Here is a 25306-nt window from a genome sequence, read left to right on the forward strand (position 1 = left end):
GCGAGCCAGGGGCGCCGCCGCCGCGCGGCGCCGTGCCGCCAGCCGCCGCCGGGCGTCGTGCCGCCGCGACCACCCGTGCGTTGGTCGAGACCGTCCCGCTGGCGACGCTGGCTCCGCTGGCCGACCAGGGCCCGCGGGCCGCGTGGCCCGGATCGCTCGTGTCGGCCGCGGGGGCGGGACCAGCCACGCCGGTCACCGCGACGGCGATGTTGGCCTCGTTTGGAACGCGTGACGCCGGACGGATCTGTGGCGCCGTCTTCCAGGGTCGACGAAGACCCCACCCCGATCTGTGAAGACATGAGTGCGGACGGTAACAGCGGCGACCGGGGTTCCCGCGCTCCGAACGGGCTGGGCCAGCCCGGGCAGCTGGGTCAGTGGGGGCACTCGGGGTCCCGACCCCAGTCGGGCCCCAACCGTGGTCAGGCGGTCGGGTCCGGCGCCGACGGCGGCAGCGCCCGATCGGCGTCGACGCGGGCCGTGGCCTCGGTCCAGGTCGGCGGCTCGGCCGCGGCGTCGTGCGCCCAGAAGACGAACGTGGAGTCCGCCATCGCGGGCCCGAGCGTGCGCATCGCCGCCCGGTGCTCGGGCGAGCGCACGAACCCGTCGAGCGCCCGCCGGTCGGTCCAGCCCGACAGCGTCCAGTACTCGCCGCGCATCGGGCGGGCGACGAGTGATACCCCGAGAGCGCCGGGGGTGGCCAGCAGCGCGCGCCGTACCCGCAGGGCGTGCCGGAGCATCGTCACGGTGTGCCGGCGGGAGGCGATCGAGAACCGGGAGGCCATGACCACCGGTGCGCCGGCCGACGGGTCGGGCGTCTCGGTGGGCGCGGTCGTCGCGGTGGCGGACGCGGCCGAGCCGGCGGCGGACGGCGTGGACCAGGGAATGGTGGCCATCTGAAGCTCCTGGGACTCTTACGGTCCATAGTAGACCGTCTGTTTCGGACGGTCATAACTATAGTATGAATCGGACCGTCCGCAAGGGGTAGTCTGCGAGCTGTGGAAGAGGAAGACGCGCCCGGCGCGACCCACCCGCCCTCGTCGGCGCCGGGCGCGGCGTCGCTGACGCCGGTCTCCTACCTGGTGCTCGGGCTCGTGGCCAGGCACGGCACGGCCACGCCCTACGACCTGAAGACGTTCGCCGCGCAGTCGGTCGGGAACTTCTGGTCCTTCCCGCACGCGCAGCTCTACAAGGAACCGCCGCGGCTGGCCGAGGCCGGCCTGCTCGCCGAGGAGCGCGAGGAGTTCGGGCGCCGCCGCCGAATCTTCCGGATCACCGACGCCGGCCGGTCGGCGCTCACCGACTGGCTCGCCGGCGGCGAGACGGCACTGGGGGAGTTGCGCGCGCCGGGCCTGCTGAAACTCGCGTTCGCGGAGCTGGGCCGCCCGGCGGACGCGGTGACGCTCGCGCGTGGGCAGGCGGCCGCTCACCGGGCGCAGCTCGCCACCTATGAGACGTTGGCGGCGCTCCCGACGGACGCGATGCCGTGGTCCCTGCGGCGCGCGCTGGAACTCGGCCTCGGCTATGAGCGGCTGCAAGTGGACTTCTGGGAGAAACTGCTCGCGGACCTCACCGCCGGCCGGATCCCCCCGCCCACCGACTAGATGCTGTGTCGTCCCATGGTCTTGGACCTCACTGCCAAGCGGCAGCCGACCGCCCGTGGTGACGGCGCATCGGCGCAGCGCCCGGGGTCCCTGCCGGATCGCGAAGCGATCTGGGAGGTCTGCCAGCCACCTCGGCAACCCTGAGCCAACCTAGCCACCGTCATAGGCCGCAGGCCGGATCCAGGTGGCGAGGGCGCCCGGCGCCCGGCGCCCGGCGCCCGGCGCGGAGCGTCTGCCGCCGGACCGCCTCAGCGGGCCGCGCGGCGGCCGCCGCGGGAGCGCAGGTAGTCGTGGACGACGTACTGGTCGAGCGCGTTCGGGTCGGGGGAGAGCACTCGGCCACCGTTGCGCCGGGCCATCTCCTCGACGAAGCGCACCAGCCGCGGCTCGGTGTCCAGCATGAAGACGTTGATGTTGACACCGCGCCTGGTCAGCCGGTCGACCTCGGCGAGGGTGAGCTCCAGCGTCTCCGGCATCGGCGGCCACGAGAAGGCCGGTGTGCCGTCGCGCAGCAGATGCGCCGTCGGCTCGCCGTCGGTCACGACCATGACGACCGGCTCCGACTCGGGGTAGCGCGACAGCAGCCGGCCGGCGATCAGCAGGGCGTGCTGCAGGTTCGTGCCCTGCACCATCTCCGAGTCGAGGCCGGCCAGCTCCACCGGCCGCAGCTCGCGGGCGTAGTCCGAGAAGCCGATGATATGGATCTTGTCCTGCGGGAACTTCGTGGTCACCAGGGTGTGCAGGGCCAGCGCCGTCGACTTCGCTATCCCCCAGGTGCCGCGCAGCGCCATCGAGTAGGACAGGTCGACGAGCAGGCAGACGGCGGCCGAGGTACGTCGCTCCGTCTCGGCCACGGCGAAGTCCTCGACCTTCAGCCGGATCGCCCCGCCCGGGCCGGGCGGGCCTGACCGGAGCACCGCGTTGCGCACGGTCCGTACGACGTCGATCGGCTGCGTGTCCCCGAACTCCCAGGCGCGCGCGGTACCGATCAGCTCACCCGCGCCGCCGGCGTCGGTCTGCGCGTGGTCGCCGCGCGCGCCCGACGAGATCTGCCGGAAGATCCTGGCCAGCGCCGACTGGCCGATCCGGCGTACCGCCCGGGGCGTGAGCTCGAGGCGCCCGGAACGGCGGGTGATGAAACCCGCGCGTTCCAACTCGCGCTCGATCTGCTGAAGCTGGCGCAGGTCGTCGACGGCGGAGCGGCCCAGCGCCGCGGCGACCGCCTCCGGGTCGACGTCGTCGAGCGAGGCTCCCGGGTAGTCCTGGCTGAGCGCGGCGGCCAGCTCGTCGAGCTCGGCGAGCTCCTCGATCGCCGACGTCGCGTCGCCGAGGCCGAGCCCGGCCCCGCCGCCGCGCGGGTCGCCGAAGCCGTTCGCTCGCCCCGACGGGCGCATGCCCCAGTTGAGGTTCGGGCGGGCGGCCCGAAGCGCGTCGCCGAGCTGGGAGAGCTCGTCGGCCAGGCCCATGTCCTGGACGGCGGAGGCCATCAGCTCGGCCAGCTCCTGGCGCTGCTTCGGCGACAGGCCCGCGAGCAGGCGGGCGGCGGCGGCCGAGCGGCGGGCCAGCGTGTCGACCAGTTCCTCGAGGTTGCCGGGCTGCTCGGGGAAGAACTCCCCGAACTCGCGCATGAACTCGCGGAACGCCTCGTCGGTGTCCTCGCCGCGGGCGTCCTGGGCCAGCAGCTCGTTGAGCGCGCGGACCATGTCGCGCACCCGGCCCATGTCCTCCGGGGTGGCGCCGGTCAGCGCCTCCTTCATCCCGCGGAACTGGGAGTCGAGGACCTCGCGGCGCAACAGGTCGGCGATCTGGTCGTAGGTCTCGCGGGCCTGCTCGGAGCGCCAGTCGTAGTCGGCGAGCTCGCGCACCGCGCGGGCCGGGTCGCCCGGCAGCGCGTCCAGTTCGGCCTCGCGCATCCGCGCGTCGTCCGACGGGTCGGGGAACAGAGCCGCCCGCTCCTGGCCGATCGCGGTGTCGAGCAGCCGGCGCACCTCCTGCAGCGTGCCGTCGAGCCGGCCCCGGGAACGCACCTCCCGGCGGCGCCGGTCGACCGCGCGGCGAAGGTCGTCGAGCCCGCGCCGGTCGTTCATGCCGCGGCGCAGCAGCGAGTCGAGGGCCTCGCGCGGCGTGCGGCCTTCCAGCACCTGGCGGGACATCTCGTCGAGGGCGTCGGTGGCGGCGAACGGGAAGTCGAGCGGGTCGGGGCCGCCCGCCCAGGGGCCGTAGCGGAACTCGTTGCTCACCGTGTGATCCCGTGCCTCTCAGGGCCTCGCTTCGCGAGGTTCCACGCCCCTGTGGTTCAGGGTGCGTCCGCCCCGCGCCGCTCTCTGTCATGTCCCGCTGGCCCCGAGATCCCGGCCCGCCGTGGGTACCCGTCCCCGCCGGCGGCGCCGCTCGCGGTCAGCCGCCGTAGACCGTCCGTCCGGGCAGTTCCTCCTTGGCGAGCCGGCGGTTGAGGTGCAGGCCCTCCATCGCCAGCTCCAGCGCCGCGGCGGCGAGCCCCGGCGACTCGGCGCCGTCCACCCCGAGCTTGGTGAGCATGCCGGCGAGCCCGGGGACCGGGCCGACCCGGCGCAGCAGCTCGGCGGCCGGGACCAGGTCGCCGGTCTCCACCGGGCCGTCCGCGTCGAAGCGCTTCTGCAGCCCGGCCAGGTCCGTGCCGGCGAGCCGGGCCCGGAACGTCTCGGCGATCGCCCGGCGCAGCAGGTGGGTGAGGATCTCGTCCTCCCTGCCCTCCTCGAGCGCCTCGAACTCGACCTTGCCGCGCACGGCCGGCACGATCGATCCGAGGTCGACGACCCGGGCCGTCGGGACGTCCTCGCCGGTCAGCGCCGCTCGCCGGACCGCGGAGGCGGCCACCGTCTCGGCGGCGGCGACGGCGAGCCGGGCCGACACGCCGGAGCGCTGGTCCACCTGGGGGGCGTCGCGGACCAGCCGGGTGAAGCGGGCGACGATCTCGATCAGGTGGTCGGGCAGCGCCGGCGCGCCCAGCGGGGAGCCCTCCCAGGCCAGCACCGCCTCCTGGCGGATGAGCCGCAGCTCGTCGTCGAGGCGCAGCGGGTAGTGGGTGCGCACCTCGGCGCCGAACCGGTCCTTGAGCGGGGTGATGATCCGGCCGCGGTTGGTGTAGTCCTCCGGGTTGGCGGAGGCGACCAGCAGCAGGTCCATGGGAAGCCGCAGCAGGTAGCCGCGGACCTGGATGTCGCGTTCCTCCAGCACGTTGAGCAGCGCCACCTGGATGCGCTCTGCCAGGTCAGGCAGCTCGTTGACGCTGAAGATGCCGCGGTTGCAACGGGGAACCAGGCCGTAGTGGACGGTCTCCGGGTCACCGAGGGTGCGACCCTCGGCGACCTTCACCGGGTCCACGTCGCCGATCAGGTCGCCGACGCTGGTGTCCGGGGTCGCGAGCTTCTCCCCGAACCGGTCGTCGCGGTGCCGCCACGCCACCGGCAGCTCGTCGCCCACCTCGGCGTGCAGCGCGCGGCAGCGCCCGCAGACGGGCGCGTACGGGTGATCGTTGATCTCGCAGCCGGCGACCACCGGCGACCACTCGTCGAGCAGGCCGACGAGCGTGCGGATGAGGCGGGTCTTGCCCTGGCCGCGCTCGCCCAGGAAGACGATGTCGTGGCCGGCCAGCAGCGCGCGCTCCACCTGGGGCAGCACCGTGTCGTCGAAGCCGACGATGCCGGGGAACCGGTTCTCACCGGCGGCCAGCCTGGTGAGCAGGTTGTCTCGTAGCTCGGTACGCACGGAGCGGTACACGTGCCCGGACGCGCGCAGGCCGCTCACGGTCGTGCCCGCTGGCGTCGAGCCCGCGGCTCCCGCCGGATCGACGGCAAAACTCGTACCGGATCGGCGAAGCCGATCCGGTACGCCGTCGACTCGGGAGGCCCGAGACGGGACGGCCGCCGACGACGAGGCGGTGGGACGGGGCGGGACCGGCAGATCTACCACCCCACCGACGCTACCGCCCGGCTACGGCTTCGCCAGCCCGGTTGCCAAACTCACCCCGAATCGGGTCCCCTCCGCGTGCCCGCTGATCAGGGCAGTTCCGGAAGGTTCGAGAGCTGAAAGCCCCTGCCGGCGGGGGGCAGTCACCGGCGCAGTCACCGGGGGAGGCCCCGGTGGCGCGACTACCCGACCGCCGCGGCTCAGCGGGCGTACGGGGCGACGGAGACGATCTCGACGGAGGCGCCCCGGCCGTTCGGGAGGGTGTAGTTGACCTTCTCGCCGGCCTTGTGGCCGTTCACCGCGCCGCCGAGCGGAGAGGCGGGGGAGAAGACCTCGATGGCCGCGCTGTGGTCCTCCCGGGAGCCGATGAGGAACCTCTCGGTGTCCTTCTCGCCGGGGAAGCGGACCTCGACGACCATGCCGGGCCCAGCCACGCCGGCGGTGCCCGCCGCCGGCTCGCCCACCTTGGCGTCCCGCAGCAGGTCGGTGAGCTGGCGGATGCGGGCCTCCTGCTTGCCCTGCTCCTCCTTGGCGGCGTGGTAGCCGCCGTTCTCCTTCAGGTCGCCCTCCTCGCGGGCGGCCTCGATCTTGTTGGCCAGCTCGGTGCGGCCGGTCGTGGTGAGGTAGTCGAGCTCGGAGCGAAGCCGGTCGTAAGCCTCCTGGGTGAGCCAGGTCTGCTGGGTCACGCGTCACGCTCCTCGTAGCAAAGCAAATACTCAGATTATCAGGAAGATCTAGAAACTCCGGACGACACACGACGCACGCCCATCCGGCGAAGGGCGGTGATCCGGCGGTCCTCGACGTCCTGGACCCCGTCGGTCACATCCCCAGGTCCGGAGACGCTGACACCGACGGTCACGCGGCGCCTGCCCTGTGTGCCAGGACGGACAACGCCGACGTCACGCCGCGCCGCGACCGCGCRCCCCCTCGTCGGACCTCACTGTCCCAGGGACGCGTGCGCGGACGGTGCATTGTGCCACGGCGTTCGGTGACTTTTCCATAACGAACGTGAACTTGGCCACGGTCGGGGTCCGGTCGGGGCCCGGTCGTGGCAGTGGGCGCCCCGGCCTGTCGGGCGTCTGGCGGCCCCCTCGCGTGGTTCCGGATCGGAGCCAGCCGCCTGATGGTCTCGCTGGTGGGAGTTCGTGGCCCTGGCCCTGGCGGGCCGGGTCCGGTCGCGGCCGCGGCGTGTCGCGGGCGGGTCGCGTGACGTCGGACACATTGACGTGCATGGCCTGGTGAGACGCCGTGGCGAGTCTGGCCTGTCGGGGGTATCAGCCACAATGGCCCTATGCCGGTGAACCCCGAGGCAGCCTCCGCTGGCAGCGGCTTCGCCGCCGAGCGCGCGGTCGCCGCCGAGCCCCTGTCCGAGCCCAAGGCCGCGTCGGGCCGCGGTCTTCGGCTGATGGCCATACACGCCCACCCCGACGACGAGTCCAGCAAGGGCGCCGCGACGATGGCGCGCTACGTGAGCGAGGGCATCGAGGTTCTCGTCGTCACCTGCACGGGCGGCGAGGCGGGCAGCGTGCTCAACCCGGCGCTGGACAAGCCCGAGATCGTCGAGCGGCTGTCCGACCTGCGCCGCGAGGAGATGGAGCGGGCGCGGGCCATCCTCGGCGTCCGGCAGACCTGGCTCGGCTTCGTCGACTCGGGCCTGCCGGAGGGCGACCCGCTGCCGCCGCTGCCGGCGGGCACGTTCGCCACGCTCGACCCGCGGGAGGCGGCCGCGCCGCTGGTCCGGCTGATCCGTGAGTTCCGGCCGCAGGTCATCACGACCTACGACGAGAACGGCGGCTACCCGCACCCCGACCACATCATGACCCACAAGATCAGCGCGGTGGCGTTCGAGGCGGCCGGCGACCCGGAGCGCTACCCGGAGCACGGCGTGGCCGCGGATCTTGAGCCGTGGCAGCCGCTGAAGCTCTACTACCACCTCACCTTCCACAAGGCGCGCATCCTGGCGCTGCACGAGGCGATGCAGACCCGTGGCCTCGAATCGCCCTACGGGGAGCGGCTGGAGAACTGGATCGACCGAGCCGAGGACAGCGCCCGGCTCACGACCAGCGTCGAGTGCGCCGACTACTTCGAGGTGCGTGACCGGGCGCTGCTGGCCCACGCCACCCAGGTCGACCCGAACGGCCCCTGGTTCCGGGTGCCGATGGACCTGCAGCGCGAGGCCTGGCCCACGGAGGACTACCAGCTCGCCCGTTCTCTCATCGAGGTCGGCACCCTCCCCGAGGACGACCTCTTCGCCGGCATCCGGTAGCTTCCCCGGCCTCCGCGAGGTCCGCGGGTCCGGCGGGAACCCCGGGGGCCCCGCCTGGCTGTGCGCCGAAGATGCGCTGGTGATGGGCGTAAGGTCAGGTTGTGAACCAGGTGCTTGCTGGGCCGGTGCTTGCGGCCGATGAGGTCAGCGGTGGGACAGCTGGGCTGCTCATCGTGGTCTTCCTTGTTGTGGCGGCTGGTTTGGTCTTCTACTTCATGTTCGGCAGCCTCAAGCGGCTGCGCAGCAACGTCGACCGGGGCGCCTTCGGGGCCGCGAGGGCCGGCGCTCCTTCGGCCGAGGGCGGCGCCGGCGACAAATCCGGGCAGGTCGCCGTTCCCCGCCAGGCCGACGGGTCCGCGGACACCGACCGCAACGCATAGAAACGGGCGCGCGGGTCACGCGCCCCCGCCGACCAGCGCCGTCGCCCGAACGCCGGAGCCGCCCGCTTGATCTGGCCGGTGGCGGATGCCGACGGCCGGCGCGCCGGCTGGAAATTCGGTCGCCCCGGTACGCTCGGACGGAGACGATCGACACTGTCCGCGCCCGCGGCCGCCTGATGTGGAGCCGCGTGATCACACGCGCGCGTGGATCGCGTGGATCATGACCCGCCGAGTGGATGCGACGAGAATGACCGACAACGCTCAGGACATCACGACCCCACCCGCCACCGCGGCGGCGGAGACCGAGCCGTCGTTCCGGTACGGCGCGCGGCTCGCGGGTGAGATCGAGAACCGGTGGCAGACCTGGTGGCGCGAGCGAGGCACGTTCGCGTCCCCGAACCCGGTCGGACCGCTGTCCGACGGGTTCGAGGAGGTCAAGGGGCTGACCCCGTTCTTCGTCCTGGACATGTTCCCGTACCCGAGCGGCGCGGGGCTGCACGTCGGCCACCCGCTGGGCTACATCGGCACCGACGTGTATGCGCGCTACCTGCGGATGACCGGGAAGCACRTGCTGCACACCTTCGGCTACGACGCCTTCGGGCTGCCCGCCGAGCAGTACGCCATCAACACCGGCCARCACCCGCGGGTGACGACCGAGGCGAACATCCGGAACATGCGACGCCAGCTGGGCCGGCTGGGCCTGGGTCACGACACCCGCCGCGAGATCGCGACCACCGACGTCACGTACTACCGGTGGACGCAGTGGATCTTCAAGAAGATCTTCGACAGCTGGTACGACGAGCGCCTGGACCGGGCCCGCCCGATCGCCGAGCTGGTCGCCGAGTTCGAGGCGGGCACCCGCGTCCCGAGCCAGGAGACGAACCCGTCCGGCCTGCCCTGGGGCGAGCTGGACGCCACCGAGCGTCGCAGGGTCGTCGACGGCCACCGGCTGGCCTACCTGGCCGAGGGCCTGGTCAACTGGTGCCCCGGGCTGGGCACCGTGCTGGCCAACGAGGAGGTCACCGCCGAGGGCCGCAGCGACATCGGCAACTACCCGGTGTTCCGCCGCCCGCTGCGCCAGTGGACGCTGCGGATCACCGCCTACGCCGAACGGCTGATGGCCGACCTGGATCTGGTCGACTGGCCGGACTCGATCAAGCAGATGCAGCGCAACTGGATCGGCCCCTCCGATGGCGCCCACGTCACGTTCCCGGCCTGGATCGGCGGCCCCGACGACCCGCCCGGTCCCGCGCTGGCGGTAGAGGTGTACACCACCCGCCCGGACACCCTGCCCGGCGCGACGTTCATGGTGCTGGCGCCCGAGCACCCGCTGGTCGAGCACCTGACGGCCGCCGCCTGGCGCGACGGCACCCCGGACGGCTGGAAGTTCGAGGAAGCTCGCCCGGTCGACGTCGCCGAGGCCGAATGGACCCCCGCCGCCGCCGTCGCCGCCTACCGGGACTTCGCCGGCAAGCGCAGCGATCGCCAGCGCGGCGAGGAGGTCGACCGCACCGGCGTCTTCACCGGTGCCTACGCCCGCAACCCGATCACCGGGGTGGCCATCCCGATCTTCCTGGCGGACTATGTGCTGCTGGGTTACGGCACCGGCGCCGTCATGGCCGTCCCCGCACACGACCAGCGCGACTTCTCCTTCGCCCGCGAGTTCGGCCTGCCGACCCCACCGGTGCTGGCGCCCAGCGACGACTTCCTGGCCGAGCACGGCCTGTCCTCGAAAGACTCGGTCGACGTCTGGCCGGTGGCGTTCTCCGGCGAGGGCGAGTACCTGCCCGCCCCGCCCGGCGCCCCGGTGCTGACCGGCCTGTCCAAGGCCGACGCGGTGAAGACCACCGTCTCCTGGCTGGAGGACGCCGGCCGTGGCCGGGCCGCCCGGTCCTACCGGCTGCGCGACTGGCTGTTCTCCCGGCAGCGCTACTGGGGCGAGCCGTTCCCGATCGTCTACGACGAGACCGGCCTGCCGATCGCCGTGCCCGACGAGGCGCTGCCCGTCGAGCTGCCGGAGATGACGGACTTCCGGCCGACCCCGATGGCCGACGACGACGCGTCCGAGCCCGTGCCGCCGCTGGCCCGGGCCACCGACTGGACGACGGTGACGCTGGATCTGGGCGACGGGCCGCGCCAGTACCGGCGCGAGACGAACACGATGCCGCAGTGGGCCGGCTCCTGCTGGTACTACCTGCGTTACCTGGACCCGACGGACACGGAGCGGTTCGTCGACCCGGAGATCGAGCGCTACTGGATGCAGGCCGTCAGCGGGCCCGCGGGGGACGGCGGCGTCGACCTGTACGTCGGCGGTGTCGAGCACGCCGTGCTGCACCTGCTGTACGCCCGGTTCTGGCACAAGGTCCTGTACGACCTGGGCCTGGTGTCGACGAAGGAGCCGTTCAAGCGGCTGTTCAACCAGGGCTACATCCAGGCCGACGCGTTCCTGGACGCCCGCGGCATGTACGTGCCCGCGGTCGAGGTGACCACCGACTCCGGCGGCGCCCTGCGCTACCAGGGCGAACCCGTCACCCGACGGTCCGGGAAGATGGGCAAGAGCCTGAAGAACAGCGTGACGCCCGACGAGATGTACGACGCCTATGGCGCCGACACCCTGCGCGTCTACGAGATGGCGATGGGCCCGCTGGACGCCGACCGCCCCTGGCGGACCGATGACATCGTCGGCCCGCACCGGTTCCTGCAGCGGCTGTGGCGCAACCTGGTCGACGAGGCGACCGGCGAGGCCAGGGTGGTCGACGCGGAGCCGGACGACGAGGCGACCCGGACGCTGCACCGCACGATCCTGGCGGTGCGCGCCGACTACGCCGGGATGCGCTTCAACACCGCCGTCGCCCGGCTGATCGAGCTGACGAACTTCGTCAGCAAGCACTACAGCGACGCGAACCGGCCGCCGCGCGCGCTGGCCGAGGCGATGGTCCTGATGGTCGCCCCGCTGGCGCCGCACATCGCCGAGGAACTGTGGGCACGGCTGGGCCACGACGGATCACTGGTCCACGAGCCGTTCCCGGTGGGTGACGAGGCGCTGGCGGCCGAGTCGTCGGTGACGCTGCCGGTCCAGGTCAACGGCAAGGTCCGCTTCACCCTGTCCGTCCCCGCCGGCGCCGGCGAGGACGACATCCGGACCGCGCTGACCGCCCACGCCGACTACGCCAGGCACACCGACGGCAAGACGGTGAAGCGCCTGATCATCGTCCCCGGCCGCATCGTCAACATCGCCGTCGCCTGACCCGATCCGGCCGGCTGTCAGGAGCCGGGGAGGGGGATCCGGTCGAGAAGTACCTCATGGGGGCGGGGACGGCGGCGGGGGGACGGGCTGTCGTAGGCGACCAGGAGCGTCCCGTCGTCGCCGGGGGCGTGGGTGATGCCCTCCGCGTGATCGACGCCGTCCCCATAGGGAATGTCGAGGACCTTCTCGAGTTGGTTGCCGGTGACCACGACGCTGGCGCGCGCATGGGCCGCGCCGCGCCAACGGTAGACGCGGACCGGGCCGTCCAGGTCCATCGTCGGGCCGGCGAGGAGAAGAAGGTCGTCGCCGTGCGCCAGGAGGTCGCGGACGCCGAGACCGTCGAGATCGAGGAAGTGCTTGCGGTAGGGCACGCCGGTCGCGCGAGGCCGGCGGCCGTCGACGGGGGCGAGCAGCAGGTGCTGGCCAGGGCCGTCGACCAGGCGCAGTTCGAGGACGACGGCCCACCCGCGCAGCACCGGGCCGCGCAGGCCGACGTAGATCCTCTCGCCGGCGACGGCGAGGCCTTCGACGTCCAGGCCGTTGTCCTTGCTGGGGATCTTCAAGAAGCGGCCGAGATGCTCGTCGTCGGCGAGCGCCGTCGTCAGCCGGGTCCGCCTGCGCAGACCAAGCGCGGCGGCGGTGAGCCGGGTGCCTGGCCGGGTGGGGTCGGGCGCGGACGCGACGAGCGTCGGCAGGCCGCCGGCCGTCACCACGGGGATGCGCCCGATCAGGAAACGGTTGCGGTTCCTGGCGACCTTGGCGAGCCGGAGCAGGGCCTTCTCGGTGGCATGGCCCGGCTTCACCCGCCTGCGGGTCAGACTGTGCGAGCCGACGAACCAGAGGTAGCCGCCGGCTCGGTCGATGCCCTCGATGTCTATCTCCGGCACGACGCCGTCATCGCCCGGCCCCTCGGGTAGCGGCAGGAAGTCTCCGATCGGGAACGAGACATGGCCGCCGTAGGCGTCGCCGGCGGCGTCGAGCGTCACCCGCTCGATCGCGACCGTCTCGTCCGCGCCAAGCCAGAGGCAACGCCCCTCCGCCTTGAGGGTCGACAGCGACTCGGTGGCGTCGACGAGGTCGGCGGCGCGCCCGTCGGGCCTGAYGGTGTCGTCCCCGGGACCGCCGAGCCGGACGACCACCGTGGCGATGCCCGTGGCTGGAGGCGATCGGCGGTCAGGAGGGGTCATCGTAGCCCTCCCGGACGGCAAAACGGGCCAGTTCCACCCGGTTGCGAAGTTGAAGCTTGCTGAGGACGTTGTGGACGTGATTCTGCACGGTGCGGGGGGAGACCCCGAGGCGGTCGGCGGCGTCCCTCGCGGTCAGGCCCTTGGCGACGAGACGCAGCACCTCGACCTCGCGGGCGGTCAGCCGGGGCGCGGCCGCCGACCTCCCGGGGGCGGGGCTCGGTTCCCTGGCGGCGCGGGACATCTCGCCGAGGACCAGCGCCGCGAGGCCCGCGCTGAAGACCGGTTCGCCCGCGGCCGTCCGGCGCACCGCGTCCACGAGCTCCTCGGGACGCGCCGACTTGACCAGGTAGCCCGACGCCCCGGACTTGACGGCCGTCAGGACGTCCGCCTGCTCGCCGGACGCGGAGACGACGAGCACCGACCCGCGAAACCCGGTCGCGCCGGCCTGCGCCCGCAGGCCACGGATCACCTCGACCCCGGAGCCGTCGGGCAGCGAGAGGTCCAGCACGACGATGTCCGGCCTGGTCGCCGCCACCACGCGCAGCGCCTGCGCGACCGACCCGGCGGTGCCGACCACCCGGAAGCCCGAGGCGTCGAGGTCCCGGCTCAGCGCGTCGCGCCACAGCGGGTGGTCGTCCACGACCACGATCCGCCGCGGCTGCTCTGGCGCGGCGTCGCCCGGCGGTCCCGACCCCGCGGGTGTCGCGCCAGATCCCGCCGGCTCATCGGGGGACACGCAGCTCGACCTCCGTTCCCTGGCCGGGGCGGCCGGACACCGCGACCTCGCCACCCAGGTCACGGATGCGCCCGCGGACGCTGACCGCGAGGCCAAGGCGCCCCTCGGCCGCCGCCTGCTCGGGCCGTCCCGGCGCGATACCGACACCATCGTCGCGAACCGTCACGGCGACCTCGTCACCATCGTCTTCCAGCAGCACCCAGGCCAACGCACCAGCCCCGGCATGCCGGGCGACGTTGTCCAGCGCCGCCCGCACCGCCGCGACGACCTCGGCGGCCCGGTCCGCCCGCAGGAGCACCGGGACCCCAGGAGTAGCGACCGTCACCACCAGCCGCCGGGCCGGTCGCCCGGTGGCTGGCTCACCGGTGGCGTGCGCCAGGGCCAGCAGCGCCTCCGCGAGGTCGGTGCCAGCGGCACCGCTCCGGCCCACCGGCCCGTTCGACCTGCCGGGACCTGCCAGGAGGACGGGCGCGGTGCCCTGGGCGGTCGTCGCCGGCCCGCCGGGGCCTGGAGTGCGCAACAGGTCGCGCAGCAGGGCCTCCTGCTCGGCGGCGAGCCTCGCCACCTCCGCTGTCGGCATTCCTCGTGGTGCCTCCCGGGCGATCAGCGCGAGGACCTGCAGCACGCCGTCGTGCACCCGGCGTGCCAGCCGCTCGCGCTCGGCGTCACCGGCGCGCGCCTCCAGCACGTCGGTGAGCGCCGCCTGGGCGCGCAGCGCCGTGCGGCTGAGGTGCCCGGCCACCGCGCCCGAGACGAGGAGCAGCATGCTCGTGCCCACCAGCGCGTCGGTCAGCATCCGCCACTCGGCGATGAAGATGGCCGACATCAGCAGCCCGCTCGCGATCCCGCCCGCCGCGCCCCAGAGCAGCGCGGCGCTGAACACACCGCTCGTCACCCACATCATCGGCAGGGCATGGCTCGCCCGCGGGCCGACGAGCTCGGCGCCGGCCACCAGGCCAGCGCAGACCGCTACGTCGGCGAGGACGAGGCCGTGCAGCAGGCGAGACCGGTTCCCTCGGTTGGCACGGGGCACCAGCACGGACAGCGCCGCCGACCAGCCGACCATCACACCCAGCAGGCCGACGCCCAGCGCCGGCCGGTAGGCGTCGTCGAGCCGCGCCGCCCCGGCGACGGCCGCATAGCCCAGCGACACCCACCGGAACACCGAGAGCGACCGCCACAGCGCGCCACGCACGCCATCCGGGCCACGACCGGTGATCACCACGCCCAGCTCGGTCAGCCGGGTGCTCGAAGCGTGGAAGGGCTGCCGCCCACCGGGTGCCGCTCCCAATACCGCGCCGTCGGCGCCGTCCGACACCGTGTCGTCGGCGCCGCCCGCCATTGTCGCGCTCCTGCCGCCAGACACGGCGCCAGTCTCGCAGAAGCGGTCAGAACGCACCTGAGCGTACTTACTCAGGACATCGTGTGTGCTCTGGCTCAGGTCGGCCGCCGCGTTCGTCCCGACACTGGCCGCATGACGAAACCACCGGCTTCGCGGACGACCACGTCATTCTTCGTGCAGTCCATCCTGTCCTTCGCCGTCTCGACCGTCTCGGTCCTGGTCGCCATCGCGTATCTGCCCGGCGACGCCTGGATGCGCGGGCTCCTGGGGCTCGGCCTGCTCTACGTCGTCACCTCGACGTTCACGCTCGCCAAGTGCGTGCGCGACCATCAGGAGACGGCCAGCGTGGTCAGCCGGGTGGACCAGGTCCGCCTCGAGCGCCTGCTCGCCGAGCACGACCCGTTCCGTACGACCTCCAACACGTGACGACCACCCGTCGGCCGCTCGGACACCCGGATGTCGGGATGTCCGGGCGGCCCGGTGTCTGAGCAGTCGATCTCCGAGCAACCGGGTGCCTGAACAGGCGGGTGTACGAGCGGTCGACGTCCTACCCGTCGACGTCCTACCCGTCGGCGTCGGAGGCGCCCGGCCGGCGGGTGCGCTTGGTCGCCGAGCGGCGGCGTTTGGTGTCCAGGCGGCGCTCGACGGAGCCCCTGCTGGGCTTGGTGGGGCGGCGGCGCCGGGGCGGCGGCGCGGTGGCGTCGTGGAGCAGCGAGACGAGCCGGTCGAGCGCCGCCTCGCGGTTGCGCAGCTGGGAGCGCTGCTCGGAGGACGTGACGACGAGATCACCGTCCACCAGGCGCCCGGCCAGGCGGGCAAGAGCTCGTTCGCGCAGCGGTTCGGGGATGGCACGCGAGCGAGCGACGTCGAAGCGGACCTCGGCCCGGCTGTCGGTGGTGTTCACTCCTTGGCCGCCGGGACCGGACGAGCGGGAGAACCGCCAGCGCAGCTCGGTCTCGGGCAACGCGAAGCCCGGGCGGACCGCGCGCGCGGCCCGCTCCTGGGGCACGCGTGCGACAGGCTCCTCGGGCATGAACCCATGGTGCCAGGATCCCCCGCCCGCCGGAACCGGATAAACCGGACGCCGGCCGAGGCGGCGAGCGAATCCGCCGGCGGTAGCTTGACGCTGTCTGTGCCCTGCCGTGGTTGTGAACCGGCCCGCTCGACGACCACCGGAGGGCGGAAACGGCGATCGCCCCCGCCGATGGGAGCAGCGGGGGCGATCGTCGGGCGCGAGCCGGATCGGGCGTAGGGCGGGTCGGCCTGGGTCAGGCGTCGGCCGGGGTGGTGGCTAGCTGCCCAGTCGCTCCACCAGGGCCTCGTGCTCGGCCCAGAGCTCGGCGGGGAGGCGGTCGCCGAAGGTGTCGTAGTGCTGCGGGATCAGGGCGGCCTCCTGCTTCCACACCTCGGTGTCGAGGGTGAGCAGGGCCGTGAGGTCGGTCTCGGAGACGTCCAGGCCTTCCGTGTCGAACGACTCCGTCGTCGGGTGGACGCCGAGCGCGGACTCGACGCCGTCCGCCTCGCCCTCCAGCCGGCCGACGATCCAGGCCAACACGCGGCTGTTCTCGCCGTAGCCCGGCCACAGGTACTTGCCCTCGGGGCTCTTGCGGAACCAGTTGACGTAGTAGATCCGCGGCAGCTTCGAGGCGTCAGCCTTCTGCCCGACCGAGAGCCAGTGGGCGAAGTAGTCGGCCATGTTGTAGCCGCAGAACGGCAGCATCGCGAACGGGTCGCGGCGCAGCTGGCCGATCGCGCCGGCCTGTGCCGCCGTCGTCTCCGAGGAGACGATCGAGCCGAAGAACACGCCGCGCCGCCAGTCGGGTGCCTCCGTCACCAGCGGCACCGCCGTGGCCCGGCGGCCGCCGAACAGGATCGCCGAGATCGGCACGCCGCGCGGGTCCTCCCACTCGTCGGCGATGGTCGGGCACTGGCCGGCGGGGACGGTGAACCGGGCGTTCGGGTGCGAGGCGGGCTCGGGCGAGTCCGGCGTCCAGTCGCGGCCCTTCCAGTCGATCAGGTGGGCGGGCTTGTCCTTGGTCAGTCCCTCCCACCAGACGTCGCCGTCGTCGGTGCGGGCGACGTTGGTGTAGACCGCGTTCCCCCACAGGGACGCGATCGCGTTCGGGTTGGTGTCGACACCGGTGCCGGGCGCGACGCCGAAGAAGCCTGCCTCCGGGTTGACGGCGTAGAGCCGGCCGTCCTCGCCGAAGCGCATCCAGGCGATGTCATCGCCGACCGTCTCGGCCTTCCAGCCGGGGATCGTCGGGATGAGCATCGCCAGGTTGGTCTTGCCGCACGCCGACGGGAAGGCCGCCGCGACGTAGCGAACCTGGCCCTTCGGGGAGGTGAGCTTGAGGATCAGCATGTGCTCGGCGAGCCAGCCCTCGTCCCGCGCCATCACCGAGGCGATCCGCAGCGCGTAGCACTTCTTGCCGAGCAGCGCGTTGCCGCCGTAGCCCGAGCCGTACGACCAGATCTCCCGGGTCTCCGGGTAGTGCACGATGTACTTCGTGGTGTTGCACGGCCACGGAACGTCTTCCTGTCCGGGCTCCAGCGGGGCACCAAGCGAGTGCACCGCCGGCACGAAGAAGCCGTCCTCACCTAGCTGCTCGAGTGCCGGGGCGCCCATGCGCGTCATCGTGCGCATCGAGATCGCCACATATGCAGAGTCGGTGATTTCGACGCCGAGAGCGGAGATACGCGATCCGAGTGGCCCCATGCAGAAGGGCACAACGTACATGGTGCGGCCTCGCATACACCCGCTGAACAAGCCGCGAAGTGTGCCGCGCATTTTCTCTGGCTCGACCCAGTTGTTTGTCGGACCGGCGTCCTCGCGATTCTCCGAACAGATGTATGTCCGGTCTTCGACGCGGGCGACATCGTTCGGGTCGGAGGCGGCGTAGAAGCTGTTGGGACGTTTCTCCTCGTTAAGCTTCACCAAGGTCCCGCGCTCGATGAGCAGGCTGGTGAGCCGGTCGAACTCCTCGGCGGAGCCGTCGCACCACTCCACCCGGTCCGGCTGAGTGAGTTCGGCGATCTCGCGCACCCAGGYGATCAACCTGGCGTGCTTGGTCGGGGCGGCATCCARCCCGGGAATCTGTGCCGCGGTCGTCACAGCTCACACCTCCGCTCGCGTCGAACCTGCCGCGTTCTCGCCTCGGTATACAGGTGCAGCTTGCGCACCCGAACGACCTCGTGTACCGGCGGTCACAAACCAACGGCTACAGTGGAAGCCGCTACCCTGTGAAGTCTGTACTGGGGACGCTCGAGGCCGCGTTCAGGATCATTAGACTGTACCGCTCTTTCCATGCACAGTCGCGCGGTACGCCGGGGGGCGGAAACGTTGGATCCATCACGCATCGGGACGGGCTGGCCAGGCCCGGTGCGCCGGGGCGCACCGCCCTCGGGGGCGGGTGCGGTTATCGTTCTGGCGTGGTCACTCACGCAGCGACGCAGCCGACCGGGCCGGGACCTGACGGCAACCGCGCCGAGGACGGCGCCGACAAGCGGGCTCACCCGCGTGACCTGACGCGACCGCGCATGCGGGGATGGCTACATGCGGGCGCATTTCCGGTAAGTCTGGCGCTCGGCGTGGTGGCCGTGGCGCTGCCGACGACGCTCGGCGCCCGGCTCGCGGTCGGCGTTTACGCGATCAGCATCACCGCATTGTTCGGGACGAGTGCGCTCTACCACCGGACCATGTGGTCGACCTCACGGGCGCGCGCGCTGATGAAGCGGCTCGACCACTCGATGATCTTTGTTTTCATCGCGGGGACGTACACGCCCTTCGCGCTGCTGGCCATGCCCAGACACATAGCGCAGCCGATCCTGGCCGTCGTCTGGGGCGGGGCGGCGCTGGGCGTCGTCCTGCGCATGCTGTGGTTGCACTCACCGCGCTACCTGATCGTGCCCCTCTACATCGCGCTGGGCTGGGTCGCGGTCTTCGTCTTCCCGGAGGTCCTGCACACCGCCGGCGTCGCCACGCTGACCCTGCTCGTCGTCGGCGGCGCCTGCTACAGCGTCGGCGCGATCATCTACGCGCTGCGCCGCCCGAACCCGTCGCCGACGGTCTTCGGCTACCACGAGGTGTTCCACGCGTTCACCCTCGTCGCGGCTTGCTGCCACTACGTCGCGCTGATGCTCGCCATCTACCGCTAGGGCGCTCCCGTTGCTGGACGCTCCGCGCCCACAACCGGGCAGCGCCTCGGGGTTCCTGCCGGATCGGCGGAGCTTGCGGAGCCGATCTGGGAGGTCCGGGGCGCTGAGCGCCCTCTCCACGTGGTTCCGGGCCGAGGCATATGGCGGTGGCTGGGCTGGATCGGGGGCTGACGAGGTGGCCGGGTTGGCACTGCGCTGATGCGCCGTCACGATCTGTGGCTGGGTTGGGGGAACGCGTCACTAGAACGAGGTCCCACCCGACGACGTCGGCCTGGTCGGCCCGCGCGGCGGGCGGGAAGGCGTCGTTGGGCAATAGCGTCACAGACTGTGTCGTGACCGCGTTAAGGAGCTTCTGTGGCGAACAGGCTGGCTGACCAGACGTCCCCCTATCTGCTGCAGCATGCCGACAACCCGGTCGACTGGTGGCCGTGGGAGCCGGCGGCGTTCGCCGAGGCGGCCAGCCGGCAGGTTCCGGTCCTGCTCTCGGTCGGATATGCGTCCTGCCACTGGTGCCACGTCATGGCGCACGAGTCGTTCGAGGACGACACCACCGCGGCCTACATGAACGAGCATTTCGTCAATATCAAGGTCGACCGGGAGGAGCGCCCGGACGTCGACTCCGTCTACATGGACGTCACGATGGCGCTGACCGGGCACGGCGGCTGGCCGATGACGGTGTTCCTGACCCCGACGGGGGAGCCGTTCTTCGCCGGCACCTACTTTCCGCCTACCCCCCGGCCCGGGATGGGCTCGTTCCGCCAGGTCCTCTCGGCGGTGTCGTCCGCCTGGGACACCCGCCGCGAGGAGATCGAGTCCTCCGGCGCGGACATCGCCCGCAAGCTCGCGGAGGCCGCCGAGGCGCCCGTCGCCGGTGGCCGCGGCCCGGCCATCCGGCTGGACGGCGAGCTGCTCGACACCGCGGTCGACCAGCTCGCAGCCAGGTTCGACCCCCGTCACGGCGGATTCGGCGGCGCGCCGAAGTTCCCGCCGTCGATGGTCGCCGAGCTACTGCTGCGTCACCACGCCCGCACCGGGAACGAGCGCTCGCTCGGCATGGTCGCCCTCACCTGCGAACGGATGGCCCGCGGCGGGATCTACGACCAGCTCACCGGCGGATTCGCCCGCTACAGCGTCGACGCGACGTGGACGGTCCCGCACTTCGAGAAGATGCTCTACGACAACGCCCAGCTGCTGAGGGTCTACCTGCACCTGTGGCGGACGACCGGCGACGCGCTCGCCGCGCGGGTGGTCCGCGAGACGGCCGCCTTCCTGCTCACCGATCTGCGCACCCCGCAGGGCGGCTTCGCCTCAGCCCTGGACGCCGACGCGGTACCGCCCTCGGACTCGGACACGGATGGCCACCCCCACCAGCCGGTGGAGGGGGCGAGCTACGTGTGGACGCCCGGGCAGCTGGCCGACGCGCTCGGCCCGGATGACGCCGCCTGGGCGGCCAACCTGTTCGAGGTCACCGCGACAGGCACGTTCGAGCATGGGTCATCCGTGCTCGCGCTGCCGGCGGACCCCGACGACGCGGACCGGTTCGCCCGGGTCCGGGCCACGCTCGCGGCCACGAGAGCCGCCCGCCCGCAGCCGGCGCGCGACGACAAGGTGGTGGCGAGCTGGAACGGCCTGGCGGTCGCCGCGCTCGCCGAGGCGGGCGCGCTGTTCGAGGAGCCGGAGTGGGTGACGGCCGCCGAGCGAGCGGCGGTGTTGCTGCGCGACGTGCACCTCGTCGACGGCCGGCTGCGCCGCACCAGCAGGGACGGCCGGGTGGGTCCCAATGTGGGCGTGCTCGACGACTACGGCAACGTCGCCGACGGCTTTCTCGCGTTGCACCAGGTGACCGGAGCCGTCGAGTGGCTGGAGCTCGCGGGCCAGCTGCTCGACGTCGCCCGAGCCCGCTTCCGCGCCGCCGACGGCGGCTTCTACGACACCGCGGACGACGCGCCGACGCTGCTGCGCCGGCCCCGCGAGGTCTCCGACTCGGCGACCCCCTCGGGCCAGTCGGCGTTCGCCGGCGCGCTGCTCACCTACGCCGCRCTCACCGGCTCGGCGGGGCACCGCGAGGACGCCGAGGCCACGATCGGCCTGCTCGCCCCGTTGCTCGCCAGGGACGCCCGGTTCGCCGGGCACGCGGGCACCGTCGCGGAGGCGCTGCTCGCCGGCCCGCCCGAGGTCGCCGTCGTCGGCCGGCCCGACCTGGAACGGCTCGCCCGGCTTGGCACCACGCCCGGCACGGTCGTGGTGACGGCCGGACCGCTCACCGTCGACCGTCCCGAGCCCGGGGTCTACGTCTGCCGGCATTTCGTCTGCGAGCGACCCGCGCGCACGGCCGAAGAGGTCCGCCGCCTGCTCGGCGCGCGCCTGCCGGCCTGAGCCTCCGCGCGCCTCGCCGGTAGCTGTCCGTGACCGGCTTGGGCGGGGGGACCGATTGAGTGATGATCGTCTTCTGTTGGGTATGAGCGGAGGGTGATAGAGCGCGGCGTGAGTTCGTGCTGGACAGCGATCGCGGCGTGGCCGGGGGGTGACGGGTATCACGTAACGGCAGCGCCTTCGGCCGCATCGCGCAGGCGTCGACGCGGCGACGTCATGGCTCATGGCGAATGCGCAGGGTAACGGTTCGCGTCCGATGTCGGCGGTCATGGTGATGCCGTGGCATCTGCGTTACGGAAGGCGTCGATGTACTTTCGCGACGTGTTCGGCAAAGTTGGTCGCCAACGCTCCGACCTGCGGCTACCGTGATGCCCTGACGTCTCAAGTCGTGGTCCGGCATTGGGCTGGACCGCTGGGAGGCCCCTACGTGCCGCAGTCGCGACAACGCCAGGAGGCCGGGACCCGGCCCCCTGTGGGGCTCTTCCCGGACAACTCCTAGTAAGCGGGTGGGCGTGTGCCACGAACGCATGTCGTCGACACAAGCGTGCTGTTGTCTGACCCTCGCGCGCTGCTGCGATTCGCGGAGCACAACGTCGTGCTCCCCCTCGTTGTGATTGGGGAGCTGGAGGCCAAGCGAAACCACCCCGAACTGGGCTGGTTCGCCCGGGAGGCGCTGCGCATCCTGGACGACCTACGCATAAAGCACGGGAGGCTTGACCACCCGCTGCCGCTGGAGACCGGCGGCACCCTGCGAGTAGAACTCAACCACACTGACCCGACAGTGCTACCACCGGGGTTCCGGGTCGGTGACAACGACTCGCGCATCCTTTCCGTCGCGCTCAACCTGGCCGCGGACGGCGACGACGTCGTCCTCGTCACCAAGGACATGCCGCTTCGCGTCAAGGCCTCCGTCGTCGGCCTCGACGCCGAGGAGTACCGGGCGCTGCAGCCGGTCGACACCGGCTGGGGCGGAACGGCGGAGCTCGGGGTGAGCCAGGAGGACCTCGACCGGCTGTACGCGGGCGAGCACCTGACCCTCCCGGCCGCGGCCGAGCTGCCCTGCCACACCGGTCTGGTGCTGACCGCCGCCGGCGGCAGCGCGTCCGCGCTCGGCCGGGTCTGCCCGGACAAGTCGGTGAAGCTGGTGCGCGGCGACCGGGAGGCGTTCGGGCTGCACGGTCGCAGCGCCGAGCAGCGCGTCGCCCTCGACCTGCTGCTCGACCCGGAGATCGGGATCGTCTCGCTGGGCGGCCGGGCCGGCACCGGCAAGTCGGCGCTGGCACTGTGCGCCGGCCTCGAAGCGGTGATGGAGCGCCGCGCGCATCGCAAGGTCGTCGTCTTCCGCCCGCTCTACGCCGTCGGCGGTCAGGATCTCGGCTACCTGCCCGGCAGCGAGAACGAGAAGATGGCGCCCTGGGCGCAGGCGGTCTACGACACCCTCGGCGCACTGGTCTCCGAGGACGTCATCGACCACGTCGTCGAACGCGGAATGCTCGAGGTGCTGCCGCTGACGCACATCCGCGGCCGCTCGCTGCACGACTCGTTCGTGATCGTCGACGAGGCGCAGTCGCTGGAGCGCGGTGTGCTGCTGACCGTGCTCTCCCGACTGGGTGCCGGTTCCCGGGTGGTGCTCACGCACGACGTGGCGCAGCGCGACAACCTGCGCGTCGGCCGGCACGACGGCGTCGCGTCGGTGATCGAGACGCTCAAGGGCCACCCGCTGTTCGCGCACGTCACGCTGACCCGCTCCGAGCGCTCGCCCATCGCCGCACTGGTCACGACGATGCTGGAGGACCTCGTCCTATAAGGGCTCCATAGGAACTCCAGAGGAAAGGGACACCTCGCCTGACGGCTCGGTTCGGGCTCACGGCGCACGACGGGGTGGCGGATCACGGGACAGCCCTGATCCGTCACCCTGTTCCGTTCCGTCGCCTTGTTCCGCCGTGCCGGGGAACGGCTCACCCGGCCCATCGGCCACCTGGGTCCGGCCGGCCGATGGTCAGGACGGGCAGCGCAGGTCCGGCGCCCCGAGAGAGCCGATCAGATGGCAGTAGCTCGTCCGGCTGATCTGCCAGCCGTTGGCGGTGTGCACCGCCTCGCCGAAGGTGTCGTTGGGCGAGGACGGCGCCCCGCCGGGGACGGTGGGCATGGATGTCCCCTGGCCGAGCCGACTTGGCACCGTTGGGTCGGTGAACGAGACCAGGAGCCAGGCGGAGACCGCATCCGGGGCGACGGTGAGCATCTGATCGACCCGTACCGAGAGCGTGGCGGCGAGCCCCGGATGCCGAGCCGCGATCTCGTCGTGGAGCGCGGCCAACGCCGGGGCGTCCTGGACCGCTGCGGCCCACCGGCTGTCGGGGACACCGGGGGCGAAGGCGTCGTGGAACGCCGCGCGGACCGCCGCCGCCGTCGTGTCGTCCGGCGGCGCCGGTGGGGCCGGCCGCTGGCCGAGCGTGAGCCTCGCGGCGATCCGGGCGACGACGGCCGGGTCCACGGGGCTCGGCCCGGCGGCCTCGACAGCCAGCTCGGTGTGGTCCGGCGCCGTCCACAGCAGTGCGGTGCGGTAGCGGTGGTCGGCGGGGCCCGGCCGGCCGCCGGTGTCGGTGTCGGCGCTGGCCAGGACCGCGGGCTGGCCGGCGACGGTCGTCGCGGTGACGTCGACCTTCCCGACCGGCCCGAGGGATGGGTTGGTTAACTGCGCGGCGATGCCGGCGGTGTCCCGCGGGCTGTAGCGATCCCAGGTGGCGGTCACCCAGACCAGCGCCGGGGGGGCGAGCGCGGCGGCCGGGGCGGTGGACGCGGACCCGGCCACCGCGTCCAGGTTGGTGGCGCCGGGCAGGGCGAACTCGCTGATGTAGCTGAAGGGGCCGAACAGGTCGGCCGCCGCGGTCAGCAGGGGAAGGTCGTCGAGCTCGATGGCGAAGGCCAGGTTGTTGGGCGCGACCCCACGCGGGCCGGCGTAGACCCTCGCGTCGGCGTCGGCGCGATGGGTCATCCCGGTGGGAAGCCAGGTCACGGTCACACCGCCGTGGGTGTGGAGTCCCGCGCGCGCCGGCGGAGGGGCCGACGACGGGCTGGTCGCGGGGACGACGGTACTGGCGGACCCGCCGCCGAGCAGGCGCAGAGGAATGACGACGCCGGCGGCGACGAGGACGGCCACGAGGCCGGCGACGACCGAGATCCGGCGACGGCGGGCGCGGGCGTGGACACCGGCGGTGAACGCGGCTGGTTCGACGGCGCCACGGCGGGAGAGCGGGCCGCGCAGGGCGTGGATGCCGTTGGCCAGGTCCTCGTCGGTCGGGGGGTGATTGGCCGGGGTGTGGTCGGTGGCGGTCACCGCGCCTCCCCACGGGAGCGCCGGATCGCCGGGGCGGCAGCGGTGGTTTCCCCGGTCTCGTTGGTAAGGATGTCGGCCCGCGGGCCGTCGGTGGGCGCGGGAGCGGGTGCGCGGCCCGGTGGGGTGAAGCCGTGCAGATGGTGGCTGCCGCGCAGCTTCGCCAGGCCGCGGGACGTCTGGGAGCGGACCGTGCCGACGCTGCAGCCGAGGGTGGCGGCGACGTCGGCCTCGGGCAGATCGTCGAAGTACCGCAGCACCAGGACGGCCCGCTGCCTGGGGGGAAGGGTGCGTAGCGCCCGGATGAGAGCCTCGTGCGCGGCGAGCTGGTCTGCCGGATCCGCACCTTGGTCGGCGGGGTTGGCGGCCCAGTCGTCGTCGGCGAGCAGCGGCACCTCGCTGACCCGTGCCCGCAGCCGGCGCCATCGCGAGGTGGCCGCGTTGACCAGGGCGCGGCGGACGTAGGCCTCCGGCTTCGGGTCGTTCATCCGGCCCCAGTGCCGGTAGGTGCGCTCGAACGCGCCCTGCAGCAGGTCCTCACCCGCGGCCCAGTCACCGCCGACGAGCAGCACGGCGCTCAGTAGCAGCCGCTCGGCGCAGTCAGCGACGAACTGTTCAAAGCTGGCGTCACCATCGGCCCGCACGCTTTGTCTCCCTGGAAGTCCGGCATCGCCTTGTCTCATACGCATCCGGCCCTGCCGGCAATGCCTGGCGATTCCGTACGAGTGCCTTGA

Annotated in this window: 19 protein-coding genes; 8 read left to right on the plus strand and 11 right to left on the minus strand. The window is 72.5% G+C overall.

The window, feature by feature from the left end; genetic code table 11:
* Positions 1 to 419: 419 nt before the first annotated feature.
* Complete coding sequence (locus tag BCD49_RS12595) at positions 420 to 893, minus strand: antibiotic biosynthesis monooxygenase family protein (RefSeq protein ID WP_007511484.1); 474 nt, start codon at positions 891 to 893, stop codon at positions 420 to 422.
* 102 nt (positions 894 to 995) lie between these two features.
* Between BCD49_RS12595 and BCD49_RS12600 the strand changes: the two genes are divergently transcribed.
* On the plus strand, positions 996 to 1601 hold the full coding sequence (locus BCD49_RS12600; protein ID WP_007511486.1) for a helix-turn-helix transcriptional regulator: 606 nt from the start codon (positions 996 to 998) through the stop codon (positions 1599 to 1601).
* A 248-nt stretch (positions 1602 to 1849) separates the two neighbouring features.
* Here the strand turns inward: BCD49_RS12600 and BCD49_RS12605 are convergent, their stop codons facing one another.
* The 3 genes from BCD49_RS12605 to greA all read right to left on the minus strand — a co-directional run bounded on the left by BCD49_RS12605 (position 1850) and on the right by greA (position 6235).
* Positions 1850 to 3841, minus strand: a complete 1992-nt coding sequence (locus BCD49_RS12605; RefSeq protein ID WP_007511488.1) for a vWA domain-containing protein — start codon at positions 3839 to 3841, stop codon at positions 1850 to 1852.
* Positions 3842 to 3998: 157 nt separating this feature from the next.
* On the minus strand, positions 3999 to 5387 hold the full coding sequence (locus BCD49_RS12610; RefSeq protein WP_083401408.1) for a magnesium chelatase: 1389 nt from the start codon (positions 5385 to 5387) through the stop codon (positions 3999 to 4001).
* Between the two features lie 362 nt (positions 5388 to 5749).
* Positions 5750 to 6235 (minus strand): transcription elongation factor GreA, encoded by a 486-nt coding sequence (gene greA, locus BCD49_RS12615; RefSeq protein WP_007511491.1) that lies wholly within the window; start codon positions 6233 to 6235, stop codon positions 5750 to 5752.
* A 719-nt stretch (positions 6236 to 6954) separates the two neighbouring features.
* Between greA and mca the strand changes: the two genes are divergently transcribed.
* The 3 genes from mca to BCD49_RS12630 all read left to right on the plus strand — a co-directional run bounded on the left by mca (position 6955) and on the right by BCD49_RS12630 (position 11442).
* A complete protein-coding gene (gene mca / locus BCD49_RS12620) occupies positions 6955 to 7815 on the plus strand; it encodes a mycothiol conjugate amidase Mca (RefSeq protein ID WP_051466765.1) in 861 nt (286 codons plus the stop codon).
* Between the two features lie 101 nt (positions 7816 to 7916).
* On the plus strand, positions 7917 to 8195 hold the full coding sequence (locus BCD49_RS12625) for a hypothetical protein (RefSeq protein ID WP_007511495.1): 279 nt from the start codon (positions 7917 to 7919) through the stop codon (positions 8193 to 8195).
* 247 nt (positions 8196 to 8442) lie between these two features.
* A complete protein-coding gene (locus BCD49_RS12630) occupies positions 8443 to 11442 on the plus strand; it encodes a leucine--tRNA ligase (protein ID WP_071041508.1) in 3000 nt (999 codons plus the stop codon).
* Between the two features lie 17 nt (positions 11443 to 11459).
* Here the strand turns inward: BCD49_RS12630 and BCD49_RS12635 are convergent, their stop codons facing one another.
* The 3 genes from BCD49_RS12635 to macS all read right to left on the minus strand — a co-directional run bounded on the left by BCD49_RS12635 (position 11460) and on the right by macS (position 14707).
* Positions 11460 to 12629 carry a DUF3616 domain-containing protein gene (locus tag BCD49_RS12635; protein WP_083401409.1) on the minus strand — a complete coding sequence of 390 codons (1170 nt, stop codon included), beginning with the start codon at positions 12627 to 12629 and terminating at the stop codon, positions 11460 to 11462.
* A complete protein-coding gene (locus BCD49_RS12640; RefSeq protein ID WP_035927187.1) occupies positions 12616 to 13278 on the minus strand; it encodes a response regulator in 663 nt (220 codons plus the stop codon). Before BCD49_RS12640 ends, BCD49_RS12635 begins: the two co-directional genes overlap by 14 nt.
* 73 nt (positions 13279 to 13351) lie before the next feature.
* Positions 13352 to 14707 carry a MacS family sensor histidine kinase gene (gene macS, locus BCD49_RS12645; protein ID WP_007511503.1) on the minus strand — a complete coding sequence of 452 codons (1356 nt, stop codon included), beginning with the start codon at positions 14705 to 14707 and terminating at the stop codon, positions 13352 to 13354.
* A gap of 132 nt (positions 14708 to 14839) precedes the next feature.
* On the opposite strand from macS, the gene BCD49_RS12650 reads away from it, so the two are divergent.
* Positions 14840 to 15133, plus strand: coding sequence for a YiaA/YiaB family inner membrane protein (locus BCD49_RS12650; RefSeq protein WP_007511505.1), 294 nt, complete (start codon positions 14840 to 14842; stop codon positions 15131 to 15133).
* A 136-nt stretch (positions 15134 to 15269) separates the two neighbouring features.
* Here the strand turns inward: BCD49_RS12650 and arfB are convergent, their stop codons facing one another.
* Entirely contained in the window at positions 15270 to 15716 is a 447-nt protein-coding gene (gene arfB / locus BCD49_RS12655) for an alternative ribosome rescue aminoacyl-tRNA hydrolase ArfB (protein WP_007511508.1), read from the minus strand.
* Between the two features lie 282 nt (positions 15717 to 15998).
* A complete protein-coding gene (locus tag BCD49_RS12660; RefSeq protein WP_071041510.1) occupies positions 15999 to 17822 on the minus strand; it encodes a phosphoenolpyruvate carboxykinase (GTP) in 1824 nt (607 codons plus the stop codon).
* A 410-nt stretch (positions 17823 to 18232) separates the two neighbouring features.
* Between BCD49_RS12660 and trhA the strand changes: the two genes are divergently transcribed.
* The 3 genes from trhA to BCD49_RS12675 all read left to right on the plus strand — a co-directional run bounded on the left by trhA (position 18233) and on the right by BCD49_RS12675 (position 23045).
* A complete protein-coding gene (gene trhA / locus BCD49_RS42170; protein ID WP_425343338.1) occupies positions 18233 to 18865 on the plus strand; it encodes a PAQR family membrane homeostasis protein TrhA in 633 nt (210 codons plus the stop codon).
* 354 nt (positions 18866 to 19219) lie between these two features.
* A complete protein-coding gene (locus tag BCD49_RS12670) occupies positions 19220 to 21241 on the plus strand; it encodes a thioredoxin domain-containing protein (protein ID WP_007511514.1) in 2022 nt (673 codons plus the stop codon).
* Positions 21242 to 21752: 511 nt separating this feature from the next.
* Positions 21753 to 23045 (plus strand): PhoH family protein, encoded by a 1293-nt coding sequence (locus tag BCD49_RS12675; protein WP_007511516.1) that lies wholly within the window; start codon positions 21753 to 21755, stop codon positions 23043 to 23045.
* Between the two features lie 192 nt (positions 23046 to 23237).
* On the opposite strand, the gene BCD49_RS12680 is transcribed toward BCD49_RS12675, so the two are convergent.
* Together BCD49_RS12680 and BCD49_RS12685 are read right to left on the minus strand one after the other, a co-directional pair.
* A complete protein-coding gene (locus tag BCD49_RS12680) occupies positions 23238 to 24575 on the minus strand; it encodes a hypothetical protein (protein ID WP_007511519.1) in 1338 nt (445 codons plus the stop codon).
* Entirely contained in the window at positions 24572 to 25216 is a 645-nt protein-coding gene (locus BCD49_RS12685) for a SigE family RNA polymerase sigma factor (protein WP_007511521.1), read from the minus strand. The genes BCD49_RS12680 and BCD49_RS12685 overlap by 4 nt, the downstream gene beginning before the upstream one ends.
* Positions 25217 to 25306: the final 90 nt, after the last annotated feature.

Source organism: Pseudofrankia sp. EUN1h (assembly GCF_001854645.1).
GTDB classification, from domain to species: Bacteria; Actinomycetota; Actinomycetes; order Frankiales; family Frankiaceae; genus Pseudofrankia; species Pseudofrankia saprophytica.